We start from the raw sequence: 22,865 nt of genomic DNA on the forward strand, positions 1-22,865 counted from the left end.
GGCGGCTCCCAGCGGGGGCCGCCGCCCGCCGTGGTTCCGGGCAGCGCGGGCCGGGCACGCGCCGTCGTGCGTCAGCGGGGCTGGATCCTGATGCCGTCGAGCATGAGCGGGTCGCCCTCCCAGCGGTAGGAGAGGTCGAACGCCCGGCTGCCGCAGACGAGGACCCCCTCGGCGGTGCCGCGGGGCCGCTGGCCGGCGCGGGCGAGCGAGTCGGCCCGCTGGATGTCGGCGGCGCACGTCGGATCGATCTGGAGTTCGGTGAGCCTGCTCGTGAGCTCGGTCTCGCTCAGGTGCTGCTTGAGGGCCGGGGTGAACTCGCCGTAGGCGCGGGAGAGGTTGCCCGAGGCGAGGTCGGCGCTCATCTGCTCGGAGGCCCGCTTGACGCCCGCGCCGGGGCTGAAGACCACGAGCGCCAGGACCACCGCCGCGGCCACGGCGAGGAGGGCTGCGGCGCCGCCCACGCCCAGCCCGATCCACAGCCACGGGCTCCGCTTCCTCGGCGCCCCGCCCGGCCCCGCCCACAGCTCCTGCGGGGTGGGCTCGCGGGGCCGCTCCATGCGGGCCTGGCTCTGGTTGGGCAGCTGGGGGAACGTCATCGTGCGGGTCAGTCCTCGGCGCTAGGCGGGCGGTCGGGGGCCCCTCGCGAGGAGCGGGTCCATCCTGAATGGTATGAGGTCGCCCATCGCGAGGGCGGTATCGGTCCGCTCGACGCCGTCCACGGCGAGGATCTTGCCGTTGATCCTGAACAGGTCCTCGGCGTCGAGGGCCACGACCCGGAGCAGCAGGTCGGCTGTCCCGGTGAGGCCGTGCCCCTCGAGGACCTCGGGAATCCCGGCGATGTGCTCGGTGATCTCGGCGAGCTTGCGCTGCTGGACGTGGACGGTGATGAACGCCAGCAGGGGATAGCCGAGGGCCGCCGGGCTGATGCGGCGGTCGAAGCCGAGGAACACGTGGCCGGCCTCGAGGCGCGCGAGCCTCGCCTGCACCGTGTTCCGGGAGAGGCCCAGTTCCTGGGCGAGGGCCACGACGGTGCGGCGGGGATCCTCGGACAGCGCCCGCAGGATCCGGGCGTCGGTGGCGTCGACGACGTGCATGGTGCGCAGGCTAGCACGCTCCGGACCTGTCAGTTTGGGCACCGTGCGCAGTGTGCGTGCGATTGGTTGTACCCCCTGATGGTTGTGAGTATCGTCACATTAACCCGGCGGCCCACAGGCCTCCCGAGATCAGAGAGGGATGCGTACCCAGTGTCCAGCTACCAGATGTCGACCGGCGACGACGGCTCGCCGATCCAGCTTCTCTCCCCCCACGGCGAACGCCGGCCCCATGAACGGTACGACGCCCTCGTGGCCGACCTCGGCCCCGAGGCCCTCGCCTCGCTCTACGAGGACATGGTGGTCGCCCGCCGCATCGACGCCGAGGGGACGGCCCTCCAGCGCCAGGGCCAGCTCGGCCTGTGGCCGCCGTTCCTCGGCCAGGAGGCCGCGCAGATCGGCTCGGCCCACGCCATTGCACCCGATGACTTCATCTTCGCCAGCTACCGGGAGATCGCGGTCGCCTACGCCCGCGGCATCCCGCTCCCGGACCTCATGCGGCAGTGGCGCGGCGCCGCGAACGCGGGCTGGGACCCGTTCCGGCACAACATGGCACCGACCCAGGTGGTGATCGGCGCCCAGTCCCTGCACGCCGTCGGGTACGCCATGGGCGTCCAGTTCGACGGCGCGGAGACCGCCGTCATCACCTACTTCGGCGACGGCGCCACGAGCCAGGGCGACGTGAACGAGTCGATGGTCTTCGCGGCCAGCTTCCAGGCCCCGGTCGTGTTCTTCTGCCAGAACAACCACTGGGCGATCTCCGAGCCCGTGGGCGTGCAGGCCCACGTGCCGATCGGGCTCCGCGCGCCCGGGTTCGGCATCCCGAGCGCGCGGATCGACGGCAACGACGTCCTCGCCTGCCTCGCCGCGACCCGTGAGGCCCTCGGGCGGGCCCGCTCGGGCAACGGACCCTCGTACATCGAGGCGGTCACCTACCGGATGGGCGCCCACACCACCGCGGACGATCCCACGAGGTACCGCGACGCGAACGAGCTCGAGGACTGGCGCGGCCGCGACCCGATCTCCCGGCTCGAGGCGTACCTGCGCGCCGAGGGCGTCCTCGACGACGGCCTCCGGGCCCGGGCCGCCGAGAAGGCCGACGACGTCGCCGCCGCCCTGCGCGAGGCCACGATCCACATGCCCGATCCCGCGCCGGGGGAGCTCTTCGAGCATGTCTACGCCGGGCCGCACGCGGCCCTGGACCGGCAGCGCGAGCACTTCGAGCGGTTCCACGCCGGGTTCGACGACCACGCCGCGCACGCCGCCGGCGCACACACGGAGGGGGCCCGCTGATGGCCGGGATGACGTTCGCCAAGGCGCTCAACGCAGGCCTGCGCAAGGCGATGGAGCGGGACCCCAAGGTCGTGCTCATGGGCGAGGACATCGGCCGCCTCGGCGGGGTGTTCCGCATCACCGACGGGCTCCAGAAGGACTTCGGCGCCCACCGGGTCATCGACACGCCGCTCGCGGAGTCCGGCATCATGGGCACTGCCATCGGCATGGCCTACCGGGGCTACCGACCCGTCGTGGAGATCCAGTTCGACGGCTTCGTGTACCCGGCCTTCGACCAGATCGTCTCCCAGGTCGCCAAGATGCACTACCGCACCCGGGGCGCCGTGACCCTGCCGATCACCCTGCGCCTGCCCTACGGCGGGGGCATCGGCTCGCCCGAGCACCACTCCGAGTCGCCGGAGGCGTACTTCGCGCACACCGCCGGGCTGCGCGTCGTCTCGCCCTCCACCCCGCAGGATGCGTACACGATGATGCAGGAGGCCATCGCCTGCGACGACCCGGTGGTGTTCCTCGAGCCCAAGCGCCGCTACCACGACAAGGGCGAGGTCGACGAGGGCCTCGGGCCGGGCGCCGGGGCGCTGCCGATGGGCTCGGCCCGGATCGCCGCGGAGGGGAGCGACGTCACCCTCCTCGCCTATGGGCCGATGGTGAAGACGTGCCTCGACGCCGCGGTCGCGGCCTCCGACGAGGGGGTGTCCATCGAGGTGATCGACCTGAGGTCCCTCTCGCCGGTGGACTACGGCCCGCTCGAGGCGTCGGTGCGGAAGACGGGCCGGCTCGTCATCGCGCACGAGGCCTCGCAGACGCTCGGGCTCGGCGCCGAGCTGGCCGCCGTCCTCACCGAGCGGTGCTTCTACCACCTCGAGCACGCCCCGGTGCGCGTGACCGGCTTCGACGTGCCCTACCCTCCGTCCAAGCTCGAGTTCCACCACCTGCCTGACCTGGACCGGATCCTCGACGGCGTGGACCGCGCCCTGGACAGGCCCAACTCCCTCAGCGGACTGGAGGATGGGGCATGAGCGCGGCCACGGTCGGGCCGGGATCCGGCGTGACGCGCCCGTTCCTGCTCCCGGACCTGGGCGAGGGCCTCACGGAATCCGAGATCGTCTCCTGGCGCGTCGCGGTGGGAGACTCCGTCCGCCTCAACCAGGTCATCGGCGAGGTCGAGACCGCCAAGGCCGTCGTCGAGCTCCCGAGCCCCTACACCGGCACCGTCACGGCGCTGCTCGCCGAGCCGGGGGACGTCGTGGCCGTCGGGGCACCGATCGCCGAATTCGAGGTCGCGGCCGACGCCGGCCGCCCGCCTGCCGCTGCCGCCTCGCCTACGTCCTCGGGTGCGGCAGGGGAGGCGCCCCAGCGCCAGGCGACGCTCGTGGGCTACGGCGCCATGCCGGAGACCGGAGCACGGCCCGCGCGCCGCGCCCGCCTCTCGGTCGTGGGGCCGGCCCCGGCAGCCGAGCCGGGCGGAGCGCAGCCGGCACCCGCTCCGGCACCAGGGCCCGGCGCGGGGGAGACCGAGCCCCGCCCCGCGGAGCGTCCCCGGTCCACCCCTCCTGTGCGCAAGCTGGCCAAGGACCTCGGGGTGGACCTCGCGGGCCTGGCCGGCACGGGCCCGCGAGGGCTCATCACCCGCGACGACGTGCTCGCCTCGATCGGAACCGGTGCTGCCGGCACGGCCCCTGCGGGCACCGCCCCGGCGGCAGGCGCCCCGGCCGCCCAGCCGCCCGCCGGCGCCGTGCGCGAATCCAGGACGCCCATCAGGGGCGTGCGCAAGCACACGGCGGCGGCGATGGTCGCGAGTGCGTTCACCGCCCCCCACGCCAGCGAGTTCCTCACCGTGGACATCACGCCCGCGATGGAGCTCCTCGGGCGGCTGCGCGAGAGCCGCGCGTTCGCGGGCCAGAAGATCACCCCGCTCACGCTCGTCGCGAAGGCCGTGCTCATCGCTCTGCGCCGGAGCCCGTCGCTCAACTCGCGCTGGGACGAGGACGCGCAGGAGATCGTCCAGTACCACTACGTGAACCTCGGCATTGCCGCCGCCACGCCCCGCGGGCTCGTGGTGCCGAACGTCAAGGACGCCCAGGAGCTCTCGCTCGCCGACCTGGCCGCTGGGATCGCCGCGCTCGCCGAGACGGCGAAGGACGGCCGCACGGCGCCGGCCGACCTGTCCGGGGGAACGATCTCCATCACCAACGTCGGCGTCTTCGGAGTCGACGCGGGCACCCCCATCCTCAACCCGGGCGAGGCCGCCATCCTGGCCATGGGCCAGGTCCGCAGGCTCCCCTGGGAGCATCAGGGCCAGATCGCCCTGCGGCAGGTGATGACGCTCTCGCTCTCCTTCGACCACCGCCTCGTGGACGGCGAGCAGGCCTCCCGGTTCCTCACCGATGTCGGTGCCATCCTCGCCGATCCGGGCATGGTACTCACCATGGTGTGACGCCCACCGGAAGCCCGGCTGGCCCGCGGAATCGCGGGCCCGCCGGGCTTCCGTGTGTCCGGCTCCCGCTGGCCCCCGTAGTGGCACTCTGTGCAGCCGAGTACCCGGCCAGTGGGGCCCCCGCGGTCCCCTGCGTACACGGTCAGAAATCGCCCGAGTAGGGCCCCCTGGAGTCCCCGGAAAGACGGGTACGGATTACTCGGGCGCCTCATGGGCCCCAATTTTTACGCTCCTTCTATCACGCCGCCAGCAGCCCGCCGGCGGCGGCGACGGTAGGGGAGCCTGCTCATGGAGCCCATCGGAAGCCTACGGATCCGCGGCCCGCGCCATGCCCGGCACCGCACCGCCAGAGTGCCCCGGAGAGCCATCTCCGCGGTGCTGGCCGGAGCGCTCGTCGGGGCGGGGCTGCTCGTGGGCACGACGGCCTCCGCGGACGTCGGCACGATCGCGGTGGACAGCCTGCGGACGGGCTGGGACAGCAGCGAGAGCGCCCTCTCCCCGTCAGCCGTCGGGTCTACGAACTTCGGCAAGCTGTTCTCCACCGCGGTGGACGGGCAGGTGTACGCGCAGCCGCTCGTGGTCGGCCAGACGGTCGTCGCCGCGACCGAGAACAACGCGGTCTACGGCCTCGATGCCACGACCGGCGCGGTGAAGTGGACCCGCTCCGTGGGTCCCGCGTGGCCGGCCTCGACGGTGAGCTGCGGGGACCTGGTGCCCAACATCGGCATCACCTCCAGCCCGGTCTACGATGCGGCGACGAACAGCGTCTTCCTGACCGCGAAGACCAACGACGGGGCGAATGCGCAGCTGCCCCACTGGTACATGCACTCGATCGACATCACGACCGGCGCCGAGCGGGCCGGCTTCCCGGTGATGATCAACGGCGCCCCCACCAACGACCCCACCCACCCCTTCAACGCGCTGACCGCGATGCAGCGGCCAGGCCTGCTGCTCATGGGCGGGGTGGTGTACGCCGGCTTCGCGAGCCACTGCGACTACAACCCCTTTGTGGGCTATGTGGTCGGGGTCTCGACGGCGGGCAAGCAGACCACGATGTGGGCCACCGAATCCGGGGTCAGCAACGCCGAGGGCGGCATCTGGCAGTCCGGCGGCGGGCTGGTCTCCGACGGGCCCGGGCGGATCCTCTTCGCCACCGGCAACGGCATCGCCCCGCAGGCCTCGCCCGGATCCTCTCCGCCGGCCACCCTGGCCGAGTCCGTGGTGCGGCTGCAGGTCGGCACGGACGGCAACCTGACGGCGAAGGACTTCTTCAGCCCGGCCGCGAACGTGAAGCTGAACCAGAACGACGCGGACCTGGGCTCCGGGGCGCCGATCGCGATCCCGGACGGCTACGGCACCTCCGCGCACCCGCACCTGATGGTGCAGACCGGCAAGGACGGGCACATCTACCTGCTCGACCGTGACAACCTCGGGGGCATGGCCCAGGGCACCGGCGGCACCGACGCCATCGTGGACACGGCCGGACCCTACAACGGGGTGTGGGGGCGCTCCGCGTTCCTCGGCACCACGCAGGGCGGGTACGTCTACCAGGTCGAGAACAACGGCTACCTGCGCGCCTCCAAGATCGTCCCCACGAGCACGGGCGGGGTCCAGCTCGCCTCGGTCGGGACCTCGAGCGGGACCTTCGGCTTCTCCTCCGGGTCCCCCGTGGTGACCTCCTCCGGCACCGACCCGTCCACGGCGCTCGTGTGGGTCGTCTACGCCGGCGACGGCACGGGCACCAACGCCCAGCTCCGCGCGTACCGGGCCATCCCGGACAGCACCGGCAAGCTCGCCCAGGTCTTCAGCGCCCCGATCGGCACGGCGGCGAAGTTCGTCTCTGTCGCCACCAACGCCGGCAAGGTCTACGTGGGCACCCGGGACGGGCACGTCCTCGCCTTCGGCATCCCGACGCAGGCTGCCGTGGGCTCCACGAACAGCGACCTGGGCCAGGTCGCGGTCGGCACGAGCTCCACGACGGCCGTGACCATCACGGCCACGCGCGCCGTGACGATCAGCTCGATCACCACGAGCGCCCCCTTCGGGATCGGCACCTCGGCCACCTTCCCCACGTCCCTGGCCGCCGGGGCCAGCCTCTCCCTCCCCGTGACGTTCGCCCCCACGACCACCGGCGAATCAGACGGCACTCTGACCGTGAAGACCTCCGACGGCGAGACCGACCTCCTGGGCGTCCACGGCATCGGCACCAAGGACGGCCTCGGCGCCACGCCGACGTCGCTCACCTTCACCAACGTCCCGACGGGCGCAGTCAGCCGACAGACCGTCAACATCGTCAACACCGGCACGACGGCGGTCACCGTCAGCGCCGTGACCCTGCCCACGAACTCGGCCCTCGTGGTGGATCCGACCACGGTGCCCGCGATCGGGTCCACGATCCAGCCGCTCGCCTCCGTCCCCGTGTCGGTCACGTTCACCCCGACGGTCGCGGCCACCGTGAGCGACTCGTTGACCGTGACGAGCAACCTCGGCGGAGTGACGGTGCCGATCAGCGCCACGTCCATCACCGGGGCGTCCCACCTGCAGGTCCCCGCGTCCCTCGACTTCGGCAACGTCCCGGTCGGCGGCTGGGCCACCAGTTCCTTCCAGATCCAGAACACCGGCAACATCCCGATGACGATCACCAAGGCGAAGGCGCCGCAGGGCGTGTTCACCACCACGACCCCCGTCTCCGAGGGCCTGGTGATCCCGCCCGGGGACTCCGTGTTCCAGAGCGTGACCTTCTCCCCGACCGCGGTCGGGCAGGCCGGGACCGCGGACACCTACTACCTCATCACGGCCGACGACGGCTCCGGCGCCCAGGAGGTCATGCTCACCGGCTACGGCGTCAACGATCCCGTCGCCGCGTACGCGCAGAAGATCGGCGCGGGGACCTGGTCCTCGCCGCTCGGACAGGCCCTCACCGCCGAGTACAGCGTGGGCACCGGCACGTGCCAGGACTACACCTCCGGCATCATCTGCTGGTCGCCCACCACGGGGACCCACGAGGTCAACGGGGCCATCTACACCCGCTACGCCGCGGCGGGCGGCCCCAAGGGCTTCCTCGGCTTCCCGACCACGGACGAGACCAAGACCCCGGACGGCATCGGGCGGTACAACCACTTCTCCGGCTCGGGCGGCGCCTCCATCTACTGGACGTCCACGACCGGGGCGCATGAGGTGCACGGCGCCATACGGGCCAACTGGGCGGCCTCGGGCTGGGAGCGGGGCCCCTTGGGCTACCCGACCACGGACGAGCTGGGCACCCCGGACGGCAAGGGCCGGTACAACCACTTCAACGGCTCCGGCGGCGCCTCCATCTACTGGACGTCGACGACGGGTGCGCACTCAGTTCGCGGGGCGATCCGGTCCAACTGGGCGGCCTCGGGCTGGGAGCGGGGACCGCTGGGCTACCCCACGACGGATGAGATGGGCACGCCGGACGGGATCGGTCGCTACAACCACTTCAACGGCTCCAGCGGCTCCTCCATCTACTGGACCCCGACCACGGGGGCGCACTCGATCCGCGGCGCGATCCGGGCCGAGTGGGCAGCGTCCGGCTGGGAGCGGGGACCGCTGGGCTACCCGACGACCGACGAGAAGGGGACCCCCGACGGCTCGGGGCGCTACAACCACTTCTCCAAGGCGGCCTCGATCTACTGGACCCCGTGGACCGGAGCGCACTCGGTGCTCGGCGCGATCCGGGCGACGTGGGCTTCGATGGGCTGGGAGCAGAGCTGGCTCGGCTACCCGACCTCTGACGAGTACTCCGTCCCCGTGGGACGCGCGGAGGACTTCGAGAACGGCAGCCTGACCTGGAGCTCCACCACCGGAATGGTGAACGCCTCCAGCTGAGGGCCTGGGCCAGCGACCTGTCCCGTCTGCTGGCCTGAAGGGGGAGCGGCGCTCACGGCCTGGCCGTGAGCGCCGCTTCCGCCATGACGGCCAGTGTCGCCCGGGCCGAGGAGGCCCCCAGGCTGCCCCCGGGCCTGCGCACCGAGTGCGGCGTCGAGTTGATGAGGCCGAACACGGCCTGGGCCCGCATCCGCAGCTCGGCGGCGCTCGCCGCCGGGTGCACGGGCCGCAGCGCGTCGCACCACACCTCGACGTAGGCGAGCTGGAGCGAACGCACGCGCCTGCGGTCGGCGTCCGCGAGGGAACCGAAGTCCCGGTCCTGCACCCGGATGACGTCCGGCTTGGCGAGGGCGAAGTCCACGTGGAAGGCGACGAGCGCGCGGAGGGGGGCGGCGTCGTCGGCCGCGTCCGAGGCTGCCTCGAGCGCCACCCGGCGTCCCCCCTCGAGCAGGTCCTCGCTCACGCCGACCAGCAGCGCCCCGAGGACCGCCTGCTTCCCGGGGAAGTGGCGGTAGATGGCCGGTCCGCTCACGCCCGCCGCCGCACCGAGGTCCTCGAGCGAGGCCCCCGCGTAGCCCTGGGCGGCGAACAGCCCGGCCGCCGCGTCGAGGATGGCCTGCCGCCGCTCGGCCTTGGCCTGCACGCGCGGGCTCACGCTCTCGCCCATATCCCTCCCCGGTCCGGCGGAAAATCCCTGTGCTGGACATCACAGTTAATCCACATTAACTTAGAACTCAGTTAGCCGTCACTAACCGAGTTGATGCGGGCGCTGCCCGTCCCGGAGGACAGATGGAGACCCTGACCAGCCGGATCGATCCGGCAGGCCCCGACTTCGCCGAGAACGATGCCGCCCAGCGCGCCCTCGTCGACGAACTGCGTGCGCGCCTCGCCGCCGCCGCGCTCGGCGGCCCCGAGCGGTCCCGCGAGCGCCACGTGGCACGCGGCAAGTTGCTCCCGCGCGAGCGGATCGACGTGCTGCTGGACGAGGGCTCGCCGTTCCTCGAGGTCGCCCCGCTCGCTGCGGACGGGATGTACGACGGCGAGTGCCCGGCGGCGGGGGTCATCGCCGGCATCGGCCTCGTCCACGGCCGCCACGTGATGGTCGTGTCGAACGACGCGACGGTCAAGGGCGGCACCTACTACCCCCTGACGGTCAAGAAGCACCTGCGCGCGCAGGAGATCGCCCTCGAGAACCGGCTTCCCTGCATCTACCTCGTCGACTCGGGCGGGGCGTTCCTGCCCAAGCAGGACGAGGTGTTCCCCGACCGCGACCACTTCGGCCGGATCTTCTACAACCAGGCGCGCCTCTCCGCCGCCAAGGTCCCCCAGATCGCGGCCGTCCTCGGCTCCTGCACCGCCGGCGGGGCCTATGTGCCGGCGATGAGCGACGAGACCGTGATCGTGCGGAACCAGGGCACGATCTTCCTCGGCGGGCCGCCGCTCGTGAAGGCGGCGATCGGCGAGGTCGTCACCGCCGAGGAGCTGGGCGGGGGAGAGGTCCACGCGAAGGTCTCGGGCGTGGCCGACCACCTCGCCGACAACGACGAGCATGCGCTCGAGATCGTGCGCAGCATCGTCGAGACCCTCCCGCCCCCCGGACCGGCCCCGTGGGAGGTGCGCGCCGCCGTCGAGCCCAAGGTCGAGCAGTCTGAGCTGTACGGCGCGGTGCCGGTCGACGTCAATGCGCAGTACGACGTCCATGAGGTCATCGCCCGACTCGTGGACGGCAGCGAGTTCCACGAGTTCAAGAAGGACTACGGCCCCACGCTCGTCACCGGGTTCGCGCACCTCGAGGGGCACCCGGTCGGGATCGTTGCCAACAACGGGGTCCTGTTCTCCGAGTCGGCGATGAAGGGGGCGCACTTCATCGAGCTGTGCGACCAACGGGGCATCCCGCTCGTCTTCCTGCAGAACATCTCCGGCTTCATGGTGGGCCGCGACTACGAGCACGGAGGCATCGCGAAGCACGGGGCGAAGATGGTCACGGCAGTGGCCACGACCCGCGTCCCCAAGCTCACGGTGGTGATCGGCGGCTCCTTCGGCGCCGGCAACTACTCCATGTGCGGGCGCGCGTACTCGCCCCGGTTCCTGTGGATGTGGCCCGCGGGCCGCATCTCGGTCATGGGCGGCAACCAGGCCGCATCCGTGCTCGCGACCGTCAAGCGCGATCAGTTCGAGGCCCGCGGCGAGGAGTGGGCCGCTGCCGAGGAGGACGCCTTCAAGGCCCCGATCCGCGCCCAGTACGAGTCCCAGGGGAGCCCCTACTACTCGACCGCGAGGCTCTGGGACGACGGCGTGATCGACCCGGCCGACACGCGCCGCGTCCTCGGCATGGCCCTCGCCGTCGTTGCCCAGTCACCCCTGCCGGAGACGTCCTTCGGCGTCTTCAGGATGTGAGCCGCATGACCGCCACCACTGCTTCCGTCCGGCCCTTCGCCAAGGTCCTCGTGGCCAACCGCGGCGAGATCGCGTGCCGCGTGATCCGCACCCTGCGCCGGCTCGGCATCTCCTCAGTCGCGGTGTACAGCGACGCCGACGCCGGGGCGCGCCACGTCCACGAGGCCGACGAGGCCGTCCGCATCGGCCCCGCCGCCGCGGCCCAGAGCTACCTGAGCATCCCCGCCATCGTCGACGCGGCGCGCGCCACCGGGGCAGAGGCCGTCCACCCCGGCTACGGCTTCCTGAGCGAGAATGCCGAGCTCGCCCGCGCGCTCGCGGACGCCGGCATCGTCTTCGTGGGCCCCGGCGCCGAGGCCCTCGCCGTCATGGGGGACAAGATCCGGGCCAAGAACCACGTGGCCGGCTACGGCGTCCCGGTCATCCCCGGCGTCGCGGAGCCCGGGCTCACTGACGCGGAGCTCATCGAGCGGGCCGCCGAGGTGGGGTTCCCGATCCTCATCAAGCCCTCGGCCGGCGGGGGCGGCAAGGGCATGACCGCCGTCGAGTCCGCGGCAGACCTCCCGGCCGCCCTGGCGACCGCGCGCAGGGTCGCGACGGCCGCCTTCGGTGACGGCACGCTCCTCCTCGAGCGGCTCGTCCGCGCCCCGCGGCACATCGAGGTCCAGGTCCTCGCGGACACCCACGGCACCACGATCCACCTCGGCGAGCGCGAGTGCTCCCTGCAGCGCAGGCACCAGAAGGTCATCGAGGAGGCCCCCTCGCCGCTGTTCGCCACGGACCAGGGCGCCCGCACCCGGGACCGCATCGGGGCCGCGGCCTGCGAGGCCGCCCGCTCCGTCGGCTACGTCGGCGCCGGCACGGTCGAGTTCCTCGTCTCCGACGAGGCCCCGGACGAGTTCTTCTTCATGGAGATGAACACCCGCCTCCAGGTCGAGCATCCCGTGACGGAGATGGTCACCGGCATCGACCTCGTCGAGCAGCAGCTCCGCGTCGCCGCGGGCGAGCCCCTGGCCCTGCGCCAGGAGGAGATCCGCCTCGACGGCCACGCGATCGAGGCCCGCATCTACGCGGAGGTCCCCGCGCGGGGCTTCCTGCCGGCGACCGGCACCGTCGCGCTGCTGCAGGAGCCGGCCGGGGAGCACGTGCGGGTGGACAGCTCCCTCGAGCCGGGCCTGGCCATCGGCTCGGACTATGATCCGATGCTCGCCAAGTGCATCGCGTGGGGCCGCACCCGGGGCGAGGCGCTCGGGACGCTCGACGCGGCGCTCGGGCGCTACACCGTGCTCGGCGTCGAGACCAACATTGAGTACCTCAGGCTCCTGCTCGCCGACGAGGACGTGCGCGCCGGGCGTCTGGAGACGACCCTGATCGAACGCCGGCTGCCCGGCCTGTCCTTCCGGGGCCCAGGGGAGGCCGAGTACGCCGCCGCGGCGCTCCTGGCCGCCGGGGCCGTGCCGGCCGCCGGCAGCGGCGCCGCCCCGGCTGCCGCCCTCGGCCCCTGGGCCCCGGACGGCTGGCGCCTGGGCGCCCCGGGCGCCCGGCGCGTGAGCCTCTCAGCCGCGGACGGCGGCGTCGTGACCGTCACCCTGCGTGGCCCCGTGGGCGGCGCGGACCCCTGCGCCGCCACGGTCCGCATCGACGTCGGCAGCGAGCGCGGAACCGAGCGGACGGCGAGCCTGCGGCGCGAGGGACCGGCCGGCGTCGTGCTCGCCCTGGAGGGCGCAGAGCACCGCTTCGCGTGGGCCCTCACGGAGGGCCCGGCGGGGGAGCGCACCGTGCACCTCGGCGACACGGGCTGGTCCGCCGCCCTCCCCGTCCTCGGCCGCGCGGAGCGGCTCGAGCGGCTCCGCGCCGCCGTGCACCGGCACGAGGGCGAGGCAGCCCCCGAAGTCCGCACGCCGATGCCCGGCACGGTCGTCTCCGTCGCCGTCGACCACGGCCAGGCCGTCGAGGCCGGCCAGCCGCTCGTCTCCGTGGAGGCCATGAAGATGGAGCACCAGCTCGTCGCGGCCCTCGCCGGGACCGTGGCACTGCACGTCACCCCCGGCGCCCTCGTCAAGGCCGACCAGGTCGTTGCCACCGTCACCCCCCACGAAGCCACACCGCGCGATGCGCACGAAGGAGCCTGACCCATGGACTTCCAGCTCACCGACGAGTACCAGGAGCTCTCCGACACGGTGCGCGAGTTCGCCGACGAGGTCGTCGCGCCCGTGTCCGCCCGCCACGACGAGGAGCACAGCTTCCCCTACGAGGTGATCGCCCAGATGGGCGAGATGGGCCTGTTCGGCCTGCCGTTCCCCGAGGAGTACGGCGGGATGGGCGGGGACTACTTCGCGCTCGCCCTCGCGCTCGAGCAGCTCGGGCGCGTGGACCAGTCGGTCGCGATCACGCTCGAGGCTGGCGTCTCGCTCGGGGCCATGCCGATCCACCGCTTCGGCACCGAGAAGCAGAAGGAGGCGCTCCTGCCCGACCTCGCCGCGGGCCGCGCGCTCGCCGGCTTCGGCCTGACGGAGCCGGGGGCCGGGTCGGACGCCGGCGGGACCAAGACGACCGCACGGCTCGAGGACGGGGCAGACGGGCGCGAGTGGGTCATCAGCGGGTCGAAGGAGTTCATCACGAACTCCGGCACGGACATCACGAGCTTCGTGACCGTCACGGCGGTCACCGGCACGGAAGAGCGGCCCGACGGGACCGCCCGCAAGGAGATCTCCACGATCATCGTGCCCACCGGCACGCCGGGTTTCCGTGCGGAGAAGGCATACAACAAGGTGGGCTGGAACGCCTCGGACACGCACCCGCTCTCCTTCAAGGACGCCCGCGTCCCCGAGGAGAACCTCCTCGGCGTGCGCGGCCGCGGCTACGCCAACTTCCTCTCCATCCTCGACGAGGGCCGCATCGCGATCGCCGCCCTCGCCACGGGCGCCGCCCAGGGCTGCGTCGACCTGTCCGTGAAGTACGCCAAGGAGCGCACCGCGTTCGGGACGAACATCGGCAAGTACCAGGCCATCCAGTTCAAGATCGCCCGCATGCAGGCCCGCGCCCACACCGCCAGGCTCGCCTACTACGACGCGGCCGCGCGCATGCTCGCCGGCAAGCCGTTCAAGACCGAGGCCGCGATCGCCAAGATGGTCGCGGGGGAGGCGGCGATGGACAACGCCCGCGACGCTACCCAGGTGTTCGGCGGATACGGCTTCATCAACGAGTCCACGGTCGCCCGGCACTACCGCGACTCGAAGATCCTCGAGATCGGCGAGGGCACCACCGAAGTCCAGCTCATGCTCATCGCGCGCGAGCTGGGGCTGTGAAGCCGCCCCTAGCCAAACGGGGCGCCCTGACGTTGGATGAGGGCAGGTGCGGCGCGGCAGAGCGGGCGCAGCGCCGCCGGCAGCTCGGAACGAGGAGGGGCACGTGATCGACAAAGTGGTGGCGAGCGCCGAGGAGGCGGTCGCGGACATCGGAGACGGGGCCTCGCTCGCCGTCGGCGGGTTCGGCCTGTGCGGCATCCCGGTGGCCCTCATCGACGCCCTGCACGCCCAGGGCACCACGGGGCTGACCACCATCAGCAACAACTGCGGCGTGGACGACTGGGGCCTCGGGATCCTCCTCGCGGACGGCCGGATCACCCGCACCATCAGCTCCTACGTGGGCGAGAACAAGGAGTTCGCACGCCAGTTCCTCGCGGGAGAGCTCGAGGTGGTGCTGACCCCGCAGGGCACGCTCGCCGAGAAGCTCCGGGCCGGCGGCGCCGGCATCCCCGCCTTCTACACGGCGGCCGGGGTGGGGACCCTCGTGGCCGAGGGCGGGCTCCCGCAGAAGTACGACGCCGACGGGAACGTCGTGCTCGCGTCCTCGCCGAAGGAGGTCCGCTCCTTCAACGGCGCCGACTACGTGCTCGAGGAGTCCCTGACCCCTGACTTCGCGCTCGTCCACGCCCAGAAGGCGGACCGCCACGGGAACCTCGTGTTCCACGCGACGGCCATGAACTTCAACCCGCTGTGCGCGATGGCCGGCAGGATCACGATCGCCGAGGTCGAGGAGCTCGTCGAGCCGGGGGAGCTGGACCCCGAGAACATCGACCTGCCGGGGATCTTCGTCCAGCGCGTGGTGCACGTCCCGCCGGGCAGCCCGCACAGCGAGAAGCGCATCGAGAAGAGGACCGTGTCGAGCACCGAGGGAGCGTCCTGATGCCGTGGACCCGCAATGAGCTCGCCGCGCGCGTGGCCAGGGAGCTCGAGAACGGACAGTACGTCAACCTGGGCATCGGCATGCCCACGCTGATCCCGAACTACATCCCGGACGGAGTGGAGGTGGTCCTCCACTCCGAGAACGGCATCCTCGGCACGGGCCGGTACCCGCGCGAGGACGAGGTCGACCCCGACCTCATCAACGCGGGGAAGGAGACCGTGACCGTCAACCGCGGCGCGGCGTTCTTCGACTCGGCGACCTCATTCGGCATGGTCCGCGGCGGCCACGTGGACGTCGCCGTGCTCGGGGCCATGGAGGTCTCCGCCCACGGGGACCTCGCCAACTGGATGATCCCCGGGAAGATGGTCAAGGGCATGGGGGGTGCCATGGACCTCGTGTTCGGGGCCAAGCGGCTCATCGTCATGATGGAGCACACGGACCGGAACGGGAACCCGAAGATCCTGCCCGAGTGCACGCTGCCGCTCACGGGGCGCGCGTGCGTCGACCGGATCATCACGGACCTCGCAGTGATCGACGTGGAGCGCAACGGCGTGGGCGCCGGGATGGAGCCCGGCACTGGCCCTGTGCTCGTGCTGCGGGAGCTCGCGCCGGGGGTGACCGAGGACCAGGTCGTCGCCGCGACCGCGGCAGAGCTCGAGGTGGAGATCCATGACAACGAGCCCTGAGCCGGCCCCCCTCCGCGTCGTCGAGCAGCGAGGCCTCTACTTCGACGAGCTCGAGGAGGGCGTCTCGTACGCCCACCGCCCCGGGCGCACGGTGACCGAGGCGGACAACGTCCTGTTCACCACGCTGACCATGAACACCCAGGCGCTCCACCTCGACGCGGCCTGGAGCGCGGGCCAGCCGTTCGGACAGCGGCTCATGAACTCGATGTTCACGCTCTCCACCATGGTGGGCCAGTCCGTGGCCCAGCTGACGCAGGGGACGATCGTCGCCCAGTTGGGCCTCACCGACGTGGCCTTCCCCCACCCGCTCTTCCACGGGGATACGCTCTACACCGAAACCGTCGTCGTGGAGAAGCGCCTCTCGGCCTCGCGCCCCGGACAGGGGATCGTGACGTTCGAGCACACCGGCCGCAACCAGGACGGCACCGTCGTGGCCCGGGCCCGCCGCTCGTGCCTCATGTGGACCAAGGAAGCACACACCCGGTGACCGAGATGACCGCCCAGCCCCACGCGCACGGAGCACCCTTCGCGATGGGTCCGGCCCTGCTGTTCTGCCCCGCCGACCGGCCCGAGCGCTTCGCCAAGGCCGCCGAGCGGTCCGACGCCGTGATCCTCGACCTCGAGGACGCGGTGGCGCCGGACGCGAAGGCGGAGGCCCGCAGGAACCTCGCCGAGACGCCGCTCGACCCGGAGCGGACCATCGTGCGGGTGAACTCGGCCGGCTCGGTCCACTTCGATGCGGACCTCGAGGCGCTCGAAGCCACGCCGTACCGCACGGTCATGCTCGCCAAGGCCGAGGCGCCCGAGGAGCTCGCGCTCCTGCGCGCGTACCGGGTCGTGGCCCTCTGCGAGACGGCCGCGGGGATCCTCGCGGCGCCGTCGATCGCCGCCGAGCCGAACACGGTCGGTCTCATGTGGGGAGCCGAGGACCTCGTGGCCTCCCTCGGCGGGACCTCCAGCCGCGCCGCCGACGGCGCGTACCGGGCCGTCGCCCTGCACGCCCGCTCCACGGTGCTCCTCGCCGCCGGCGCCCACGGGAAGGCGGCGATCGACGCCGTCTACACCGACATCCCGGACCTCGAGGGGCTCTCCGCCGAGGCCGCGGACGCCGTCGCCTCCGGCTTCGCCGCGAAGGCATGTATCCACCCGGGCCAGGTCGCCGCCGTGCGGGCCGCCTACGCGCCCTCGCCCGAGTCCGTCGAGGCCGCGCGGGCCCTCCTTGCCGCGGCGGAGGCCGCCGGGACGGGCGTGTTCCAGTACCAGGGGAAGATGGTCGACGGCCCGATCCTGCGCCACGCCGAGGCGGTGCTGCGCAGGGCCGGGCTCGGCTGATCGCGGCCGGGCCCTAGCTTGCCGGGCCCTCGCTCGGCGAACCCTCGCTCGCCGGCCAGAACAGCTCGGTCCGCCACGTGGCCGGGTCCGGCTCGGCGTTGGGGTCGCTCATGTAGACCTCCCACATGCTCGCCGCCGGGGTGAGGCCCTTCTCGCGCATCCACCCCGTGACCTCCTGATAGGTCTCGGCCAGGGACTCGTAGGGGCCCACGTGCAGCGCCCGGACCGTGCGTCCGCCCGGGAGGGAGCTCGCGGCCACCTCGTCCGCGCCCGTGAACGGGCCCGTGACCGGGAAGCCCGCCTCGACGTCGATGGTCTCCCCGGGCATGCCGTGGTACATCGCGAACGGCGGCCCGGCGACGCGGCCGCCCTGCGCCTGGACGGCGGCGACCACCGTGCCGAAGACTCCGTCGAAGAAGCCCCTCAGCTCGTCCATCTTCACGGTGGCCCGCACCACCGCGGTCGGCTGCTCGGGCAGGTCGGTGACGCTGATCTCAGTCATGGTTCCATGCTGGCCCATCGGCTCGCAGGACGCGAGTGTCGGCAGCGGCGGTAGGGAATACTGGAGGGCATGCACACTTCCGGCACCGAGAGGGACCCGCACGCCCAGCGCTCCGTCGTGATCCTCGGATCGACCGGCAGCATCGGCACCCAGGCGCTCGAGGTGGTCGACGGCGCTCCCCACCGCTTCCGGGTCGTCGCGCTCAGCGCCGGGGGCGGAAACCTCGAGCTCCTCGCCCGCCAGGCCGTGGGCACCCGCGCCGAGGCCGTGGGCATCGCCTCCGGCAGCGCCGACGAGCTGCGGTCCCTCATCGGTGCCGCCGCGGCCGCCGCGGGCCTGGCCGGCTACGAGCCGGAGCTGCTCGCCGGCCCCGACGCGTCGGCCCGCATCGCGGCGTGGAGCGGGCCGAGCGGCCCCGCCGACGTCGTGCTCAACGGCATCACGGGAAGCATCGGCCTTGCGCCGACCCTCGCGGCGCTCGCCTCCGGGGCGACGCTCGCGCTCGCGAACAAGGAGAGCCTGATCGTGGGCGGCGCCCTCGTGACCGGGGCGGCGCGGCCCGGCCAGATCGTCCCGGTGGACTCCGAGCACTCGGCGATCGCCCAGTGCCTGCGCGCCGGCCGCGCCGGCGAGGTCGAGAAGCTTATCCTCACCGCCTCCGGGGGCCCGTTCCGCGGCCGGGACCGGGAGCGGCTGGCCTCGGTGACGCCCGCCGAGGCGCTCAACCACCCCACGTGGGACATGGGCAAGGTCGTCACCACGAACTCCGCCACCCTCGTGAACAAGGGCCTGGAGCTCATCGAGGCGCACCTGCTGTTCGACGTGCCGCTCGAGGCGATCGACGTCGTCGTCCATCCCCAGTCCGTGGTCCACTCCATGGTCCAGTTCACCGACGGCTCGGTGATCGCCCAGGCGAGCCCGCCGGACATGCGCCTGCCGATCGCCCTCGGCCTGGGCTGGCCGGACCGCGTCCCGCGCGCCGCCCGGCCGTGCGACTTCACCCAGGCCGCGGCGTGGACGTTCGAGCCGCTCGACTCCCGCGCCTTCCCCGCCGTGGAGATCGCCCGCGACGCGGCGAAGCAGGGCACCACCTTCCCGGCGGTGTTCAACGCCGCCAACGAGGAGGCCGTGGAGGCCTTCCACGCCGGCAGGATCGGGTTCCTCGACATCGTCGACACGGTCGAGGCCGTGCTCGCCGAGCACTCGGGTTCCTCGGAACTCTCTGTGGATTCCGTGCTCGCCGCCGAGGAGTGGGCACGCGCGCGGGCCGGTGAGCGTTTGGGAATCCAGAAGCCTTAGGAGATCTCCCGCGTGAACCCCACTGTCCTGTTCATCCTCGGCGTCGTGTTCGTCGCCGTGGGCATCGCCGTGTCCATCGCCCTTCACGAGGTAGGCCACCTCCTCCCGGCCAAGCTGTTCAACGTCCGCGTCACCCGCTACATGATCGGCTTCGGCCCCACCCTCTTCTCCTTCCGCCGGGGCGAGACCGAATATGGGGTCAAGGCGCTACCGCTCGGCGGCTACGTGGCGATGGTGGGGATGTACCCCCCGAACGCGAAGGACGGCTCGGTGCGGCAGTCGAGCACCGGGATGTTCCAGAGCCTCGCCGAGGCCGCGCGGGACCAGGCGCACGAGGAGGTCCGCCCCGAGGACCACGGGCGGCTCTTCTACCAGCTGCCCGTGTGGAAGAAGGCCGTGATCATGCTCGGCGGCCCCGCGATGAACATCATCCTCGGCGTCCTGTTCACCGCGATCCTGCTCATGGGGTTCGGCACGCCGCAGCCCACCACGCAGATCGCGAACGTCTCGGCGTGCATGGTCACCCAGGGCGGCGCCGGCCAGACCGGCGGGAACCAGAACACCGACCCTGCCACGTGCACCAAGACCCCGGCGGCCGCCGCGGGCTTCCGCCCGGGGGACACGATCGTGGCGTTCGACGGCAGGAAGGTCACCGGCTGGGACCAGCTCACCAGCTGGATCCGGGCCTCCGCCGGGCGCGAGGTCGAGGTGACGGTCAAGCGCGGCGACGCGGAGGTCACCACCAAGGTCACACCCGTGCTGACCCAGCGGCCCGTCCTCGGCGCGGGCGGCCAGCCCGTCAAGAACGCGAACGGCACCTACCAGACCACCCAGGCCGGCTTCCTCGGCATCGGGCCGCAGCAGGGCCTCGTGCCCCAGCCGGCCTCGAGCGTCCTCCCCGCGGTGGGCGAGAACATCGCCCAGGTGACCGGCGTCGTCGTCAACCTCCCCGCCCGCGTCGTCGCCGTCGGGCAGGCGGCCTTCAGCAGCGCCCCGCGGGATCCGAACGGCCCGATCAGCGTCGTCGGCGTGGGCCGGGTCGCCGGCGAGGTGGCCTCGATGGAGGACGTCCCCGTCCAGGCCCGCCTCGCGACGCTCGTGGGGATCCTCGCCGGAGTCAATCTCGCCCTCGCGGTGTTCAACCTCGTCCCGCTCCTGCCGCTCGACGGCGGCCACGTCGCCGGCGCGCTCTACGAGGGCGTCCGACGCCGGGTGGCGGCCTGGCGCCGCCGGCCCGACCCCGGGCCGTTCGACATCGCCAAGCTCCTGCCCCTGACCTACGTGGTGGCCAGCGTGCTGCTCGTCATGAGCGCGCTGCTGATCTACGCGGACATCGTGAAGCCGGTCAACCTCTTCGGATGACGCCGACGACGTTCAGCGGCACCCGGCGCGAGGGGGATAGTCTGGACCCATGACTGTCTTCGCCGTCGAATACCGCTACGTGTCCGAGCCGGAGCAGGCCGCCCGCCTCGACGAGGTGCGCCCCGACCACCGCGCGTGGCTGCGCGAGCGGGCCGAGTCCGGCGACCTGCTCGCGAGCGGCCCCTACGAGGGCGGCGGGAAGGCCCTGCTCATCTTCCAGGCGGCGGACCGCCCCGCGCTGGACGCCGTGCTCGCCGAGGACCCCTTCGCGCAGGCTTCGCTCATTGCGGAGACGGCCGCCACGGCCTGGAACCCGATCATCGGACGTCTCGCAGACGTCGCAACGGTCTGACCGGCGTCCGGCGCCGCCGGCCCTGAAACCACCCAGCAGCACCCCCTGAAGGAGCCCCCCAGTGACCTCGGTCAGCCTCGGAATGCCAGCAGCCCCGCCGCCAGTCCTCGCGCCCCGGCGCAAGACCCGGCAGATCAGGGTTGGCTCGGTCGGCGTCGGCTCCGACTCCCCGATCAGCGTCCAGTCGATGACCACGACCCCCACGACGGACATCAACGCCACGCTCCAGCAGATCGCCGAGCTCACGGCCGCCGGCTGCGACATCGTCCGCGTGGCGTGCCCGTCCGCGGACGATGCCGAGGCGCTGCCCATCATCGCGAAGAAGTCCCAGATCCCCGTGATCGCGGACATCCACTTCCAGCCGAAGTACGTCTTCGCGGCGATTGAGGCCGGGTGCGCCGCCGTCCGGGTGAACCCCGGGAACATCCGGAAGTTCGACGACCAGGTCAAGGAGATCGCGCAGGCCGCCAAGGACCACGGCACCTCGCTCCGGATCGGCGTCAACGCCGGCTCGCTGGACCCGCGCCTGCTGCAGAAGTACGGCAAGGCCACCCCGGAGGCCCTCGTGGAGAGCGCGCTGTGGGAGGCCAGCCTCTTCGAGGAGCACGACTTCCACGACTTCAAGATCTCCGTCAAGCACAACGACCCGGTGGTCATGGTGCGTGCCTACGAGCTGCTTGCCGAGCGGGGCGACTGGCCGCTGCACCTCGGCGTGACCGAGGCCGGCCCGGCGTTCCAGGGCACCATCAAGTCCGCCACCGCGTTCGGGGCGCTGCTCTCCCAGGGCATCGGGGACACCATCCGCGTCTCCCTCTCGGCCCCGCCGGTGGAGGAGGTCAAGGTCGGGATCCAGATCCTGCAGTCGCTGAACCTGCGCCCCCGCAAGCTCGAGATCGTCTCCTGCCCCTCGTGCGGCCGCGCCCAGGTGGACGTGTACACGCTCGCCGAGGAGGTCACCGCGGGCCTGGAGGGCATGGAGGTGCCGCTCCGCGTCGCCGTCATGGGCTGCGTCGTGAACGGCCCGGGCGAGGCGCGCGAGGCGGACCTCGGGGTCGCGTCCGGCAACGGCAAGGGGCAGATCTTCGTCAAGGGCGAGGTCATCAAGACGGTCCCCGAGAGCCAGATCGTGGAGACTCTGATCGAAGAGGCGATGAAGATCGCCGAGGAGATGGGGGAGGCCGGTGGCGAAGATGCTGTCGAAGGCGGCCCCGTGGTCACCGTCTCGTAGCCGCCCTGCCCCGAGGGCGGTGCGCCGGCTCACCGACGAGGACACGCCGGCGCTCGCCGCGCTCGCGGCGGTGGACCCGGTCGCGAACGTGTTCGTCGCGGCGCACCTGGCCGCGCACGGCAGCGCCGCGGAGACGGGCACCGGCGCGGAGATCGTCGGGACGTTCGACGGCGACGGGCGGCTCGCGAGCGCCTGCTGGCTGGGGGCGAACATCGTGCCCGTGGAGGTCCCGGCCGAGCACGCCCGCGCCTACGCGGACGTGATCCGGCACTCGCGCCGCCGGTTCGCCTCCATCTTCGGCCCCGCCGAGGCCACCCTCGCCATCTTCGCCGAGCTGTCCGGGCCCCCGGCGCGCGACGTGCGCCGGGCCCAGCCGCTCCTGGCCATGGAGGGCGCCCCCGCGGTGCCCGCCGACCCGCTCGTGCGCGTCACGACCCTCGAGGACTTCGACGCGCTCGCCCCGGCCTGCGTGTCCATGTTCGAGGAGGAGGTGGGCTACTCCCCGGTGGCCGGCGGCAGCGACAACTACTACCGCAGGGTGCGCCAGCTCATCGCCGAGGGCCACTCGTTCGCCCGCTTCGGGGCGCAGGGGGAGGTCGTGTTCAAGGCCGAGCTCGGCTCCGTCTCGCCGGCGGCCTCGCAGATCCAGGGAGTCTGGGTCGCGCCCGCCCACCGCGGCGCCGGGCTCAGCCACGGGGGCATGGCCGCCGTCGTCGAGCATGCCCAGCGCACCGCTCCGATCGTGAGCCTCTACGTCAACGACTACAACTACAGGGCCCGCGCGAGCTACCGGCGGGTCGGCTTCGAGCAGGTCGGCACCTTCGCGACCGTCCTGTTCTGAGGACA

20 protein-coding genes are annotated in these 22,865 nt (G+C 72.4%); 16 read left to right on the forward strand and 4 right to left on the reverse strand.

The features are described from left to right. Positions 1–71: 71 nt before the first annotated feature. Positions 72–596, reverse strand: coding sequence for a hypothetical protein (locus SA2016_RS07995; protein WP_066497179.1), 525 nt, complete (start codon positions 594–596; stop codon positions 72–74). Positions 597–617: 21 nt separating this feature from the next. After that, the gene (locus SA2016_RS08000) at positions 618–1,094 is read right to left on the reverse strand and encodes an Lrp/AsnC family transcriptional regulator (RefSeq protein ID WP_066497180.1); all 477 of its coding nucleotides are present in this window, start codon (positions 1,092–1,094) and stop codon (positions 618–620) included. Between the two features lie 165 nt (positions 1,095–1,259). On the opposite strand from SA2016_RS08000, the gene pdhA reads away from it, so the two are divergent. From pdhA to SA2016_RS21405, 4 genes are all read left to right on the forward strand, one after another. Continuing rightward, positions 1,260–2,384, forward strand: coding sequence for a pyruvate dehydrogenase (acetyl-transferring) E1 component subunit alpha (pdhA, locus tag SA2016_RS08005; RefSeq protein WP_066502198.1), 1,125 nt, complete (start codon positions 1,260–1,262; stop codon positions 2,382–2,384). Beyond that, positions 2,384–3,403, forward strand: a complete 1,020-nt coding sequence (locus SA2016_RS08010) for an alpha-ketoacid dehydrogenase subunit beta (protein WP_066497181.1) — start codon at positions 2,384–2,386, stop codon at positions 3,401–3,403. Before pdhA ends, SA2016_RS08010 begins: the two co-directional genes overlap by 1 nt. Continuing rightward, positions 3,400–4,821 (forward strand): dihydrolipoamide acetyltransferase family protein, encoded by a 1,422-nt coding sequence (locus SA2016_RS08015; protein WP_066497183.1) that lies wholly within the window; start codon positions 3,400–3,402, stop codon positions 4,819–4,821. Before SA2016_RS08010 ends, SA2016_RS08015 begins: the two co-directional genes overlap by 4 nt. 288 nt (positions 4,822–5,109) lie before the next feature. Beyond that, positions 5,110–8,673: a choice-of-anchor D domain-containing protein gene (locus SA2016_RS21405; RefSeq protein ID WP_157089121.1), complete on the forward strand. Its 3,564-nt coding sequence runs from the start codon at positions 5,110–5,112 to the stop codon at positions 8,671–8,673. Between the two features lie 52 nt (positions 8,674–8,725). On the opposite strand, the gene SA2016_RS08025 is transcribed toward SA2016_RS21405, so the two are convergent. Continuing rightward, positions 8,726–9,340 (reverse strand): TetR/AcrR family transcriptional regulator, encoded by a 615-nt coding sequence (locus SA2016_RS08025; protein WP_066497188.1) that lies wholly within the window; start codon positions 9,338–9,340, stop codon positions 8,726–8,728. A gap of 122 nt (positions 9,341–9,462) precedes the next feature. Here SA2016_RS08025 and SA2016_RS08030 point away from each other — a divergent pair, with 122 nt between their 5' ends. The 7 genes from SA2016_RS08030 (at position 9,463) to SA2016_RS08060 (ending at position 17,276) form a co-directional block, all read left to right on the forward strand. Further along, the gene (locus SA2016_RS08030; protein ID WP_066497189.1) at positions 9,463–11,070 is read left to right on the forward strand and encodes a carboxyl transferase domain-containing protein; all 1,608 of its coding nucleotides are present in this window, start codon (positions 9,463–9,465) and stop codon (positions 11,068–11,070) included. A 5-nt stretch (positions 11,071–11,075) separates the two neighbouring features. Beyond that, positions 11,076–13,202, forward strand: a complete 2,127-nt coding sequence (locus SA2016_RS08035) for an acetyl/propionyl/methylcrotonyl-CoA carboxylase subunit alpha (protein WP_066497191.1) — start codon at positions 11,076–11,078, stop codon at positions 13,200–13,202. Positions 13,203–13,205: 3 nt separating this feature from the next. Then, the gene (locus SA2016_RS08040) at positions 13,206–14,378 is read left to right on the forward strand and encodes an acyl-CoA dehydrogenase family protein (RefSeq protein WP_066497193.1); all 1,173 of its coding nucleotides are present in this window, start codon (positions 13,206–13,208) and stop codon (positions 14,376–14,378) included. 103 nt (positions 14,379–14,481) lie between these two features. Further along, complete coding sequence (locus SA2016_RS08045) at positions 14,482–15,258, forward strand: CoA transferase subunit A (protein ID WP_066497195.1); 777 nt, start codon at positions 14,482–14,484, stop codon at positions 15,256–15,258. Further along, complete coding sequence (locus SA2016_RS08050; protein WP_066497197.1) at positions 15,258–15,944, forward strand: CoA transferase subunit B; 687 nt, start codon at positions 15,258–15,260, stop codon at positions 15,942–15,944. The genes SA2016_RS08045 and SA2016_RS08050 overlap by 1 nt, the downstream gene beginning before the upstream one ends. Continuing rightward, positions 15,928–16,431 (forward strand): MaoC family dehydratase, encoded by a 504-nt coding sequence (locus tag SA2016_RS08055; RefSeq protein WP_066497198.1) that lies wholly within the window; start codon positions 15,928–15,930, stop codon positions 16,429–16,431. The genes SA2016_RS08050 and SA2016_RS08055 overlap by 17 nt, the downstream gene beginning before the upstream one ends. 5 nt (positions 16,432–16,436) lie before the next feature. Next, positions 16,437–17,276, forward strand: coding sequence for an HpcH/HpaI aldolase/citrate lyase family protein (locus SA2016_RS08060; RefSeq protein WP_066502200.1), 840 nt, complete (start codon positions 16,437–16,439; stop codon positions 17,274–17,276). Positions 17,277–17,289: 13 nt separating this feature from the next. On the opposite strand, the gene SA2016_RS08065 is transcribed toward SA2016_RS08060, so the two are convergent. Further along, on the reverse strand, positions 17,290–17,778 hold the full coding sequence (locus tag SA2016_RS08065) for a GyrI-like domain-containing protein (RefSeq protein WP_229710992.1): 489 nt from the start codon (positions 17,776–17,778) through the stop codon (positions 17,290–17,292). Positions 17,779–17,847: 69 nt separating this feature from the next. On the opposite strand from SA2016_RS08065, the gene dxr reads away from it, so the two are divergent. The 5 genes from dxr (at position 17,848) to SA2016_RS08090 (ending at position 22,860) form a co-directional block, all read left to right on the forward strand. Continuing rightward, a complete protein-coding gene (gene dxr / locus SA2016_RS08070) occupies positions 17,848–19,077 on the forward strand; it encodes a 1-deoxy-D-xylulose-5-phosphate reductoisomerase (RefSeq protein WP_066497200.1) in 1,230 nt (409 codons plus the stop codon). A 12-nt stretch (positions 19,078–19,089) separates the two neighbouring features. After that, positions 19,090–20,439, forward strand: a complete 1,350-nt coding sequence (locus tag SA2016_RS08075) for a M50 family metallopeptidase (protein WP_066497202.1) — start codon at positions 19,090–19,092, stop codon at positions 20,437–20,439. A 49-nt stretch (positions 20,440–20,488) separates the two neighbouring features. Continuing rightward, the gene (locus SA2016_RS08080) at positions 20,489–20,791 is read left to right on the forward strand and encodes a YciI family protein (protein WP_066497204.1); all 303 of its coding nucleotides are present in this window, start codon (positions 20,489–20,491) and stop codon (positions 20,789–20,791) included. Between the two features lie 61 nt (positions 20,792–20,852). Continuing rightward, a complete protein-coding gene (ispG, locus tag SA2016_RS08085) occupies positions 20,853–22,019 on the forward strand; it encodes a flavodoxin-dependent (E)-4-hydroxy-3-methylbut-2-enyl-diphosphate synthase (RefSeq protein ID WP_066497205.1) in 1,167 nt (388 codons plus the stop codon). A gap of 19 nt (positions 22,020–22,038) precedes the next feature. Further along, positions 22,039–22,860, forward strand: coding sequence for a GNAT family N-acetyltransferase (locus SA2016_RS08090; protein WP_306505429.1), 822 nt, complete (start codon positions 22,039–22,041; stop codon positions 22,858–22,860). The last annotated feature ends 5 nt before the right edge of the window (positions 22,861–22,865 follow it).

Source organism: Sinomonas atrocyanea (assembly GCF_001577305.1).
Taxonomy (GTDB): domain Bacteria; phylum Actinomycetota; class Actinomycetes; order Actinomycetales; family Micrococcaceae; genus Sinomonas; species Sinomonas atrocyanea.

Bases quoted from the DNA above. Each gene is read 5' to 3' on its own strand.
- SA2016_RS08000 (WP_066497180.1), bottom strand. From the start codon at position 1,094: ATGCACGTCGTCGACGCCACCGACGCCCGGATCCTGCGGGCGCTGTCC.
- SA2016_RS08055 (WP_066497198.1), top strand. From the start codon at position 15,928: ATGACAACGAGCCCTGAGCCGGCCCCCCTCCGCGTCGTCGAGCAGCGA.
- SA2016_RS08025 (WP_066497188.1), bottom strand. From the start codon at position 9,340: ATGGGCGAGAGCGTGAGCCCGCGCGTGCAGGCCAAGGCCGAGCGGCGG.
- pdhA (WP_066502198.1), top strand. From the start codon at position 1,260: ATGTCGACCGGCGACGACGGCTCGCCGATCCAGCTTCTCTCCCCCCAC.
- SA2016_RS08060 (WP_066502200.1), top strand. From the start codon at position 16,437: ATGACCGCCCAGCCCCACGCGCACGGAGCACCCTTCGCGATGGGTCCG.
- SA2016_RS08010 (WP_066497181.1), top strand. From the start codon at position 2,384: ATGGCCGGGATGACGTTCGCCAAGGCGCTCAACGCAGGCCTGCGCAAG.
- SA2016_RS08080 (WP_066497204.1), top strand. From the start codon at position 20,489: ATGACTGTCTTCGCCGTCGAATACCGCTACGTGTCCGAGCCGGAGCAG.
- SA2016_RS07995 (WP_066497179.1), bottom strand. From the start codon at position 596: ATGACGTTCCCCCAGCTGCCCAACCAGAGCCAGGCCCGCATGGAGCGG.
- SA2016_RS08065 (WP_229710992.1), bottom strand. From the start codon at position 17,778: ATGACTGAGATCAGCGTCACCGACCTGCCCGAGCAGCCGACCGCGGTG.
- dxr (WP_066497200.1), top strand. From the start codon at position 17,848: ATGCACACTTCCGGCACCGAGAGGGACCCGCACGCCCAGCGCTCCGTC.
- SA2016_RS08050 (WP_066497197.1), top strand. From the start codon at position 15,258: ATGCCGTGGACCCGCAATGAGCTCGCCGCGCGCGTGGCCAGGGAGCTC.
- SA2016_RS08030 (WP_066497189.1), top strand. From the start codon at position 9,463: ATGGAGACCCTGACCAGCCGGATCGATCCGGCAGGCCCCGACTTCGCC.
- SA2016_RS08040 (WP_066497193.1), top strand. From the start codon at position 13,206: ATGGACTTCCAGCTCACCGACGAGTACCAGGAGCTCTCCGACACGGTG.
- SA2016_RS08015 (WP_066497183.1), top strand. From the start codon at position 3,400: ATGAGCGCGGCCACGGTCGGGCCGGGATCCGGCGTGACGCGCCCGTTC.
- SA2016_RS08035 (WP_066497191.1), top strand. From the start codon at position 11,076: ATGACCGCCACCACTGCTTCCGTCCGGCCCTTCGCCAAGGTCCTCGTG.
- SA2016_RS21405 (WP_157089121.1), top strand. From the start codon at position 5,110: ATGGAGCCCATCGGAAGCCTACGGATCCGCGGCCCGCGCCATGCCCGG.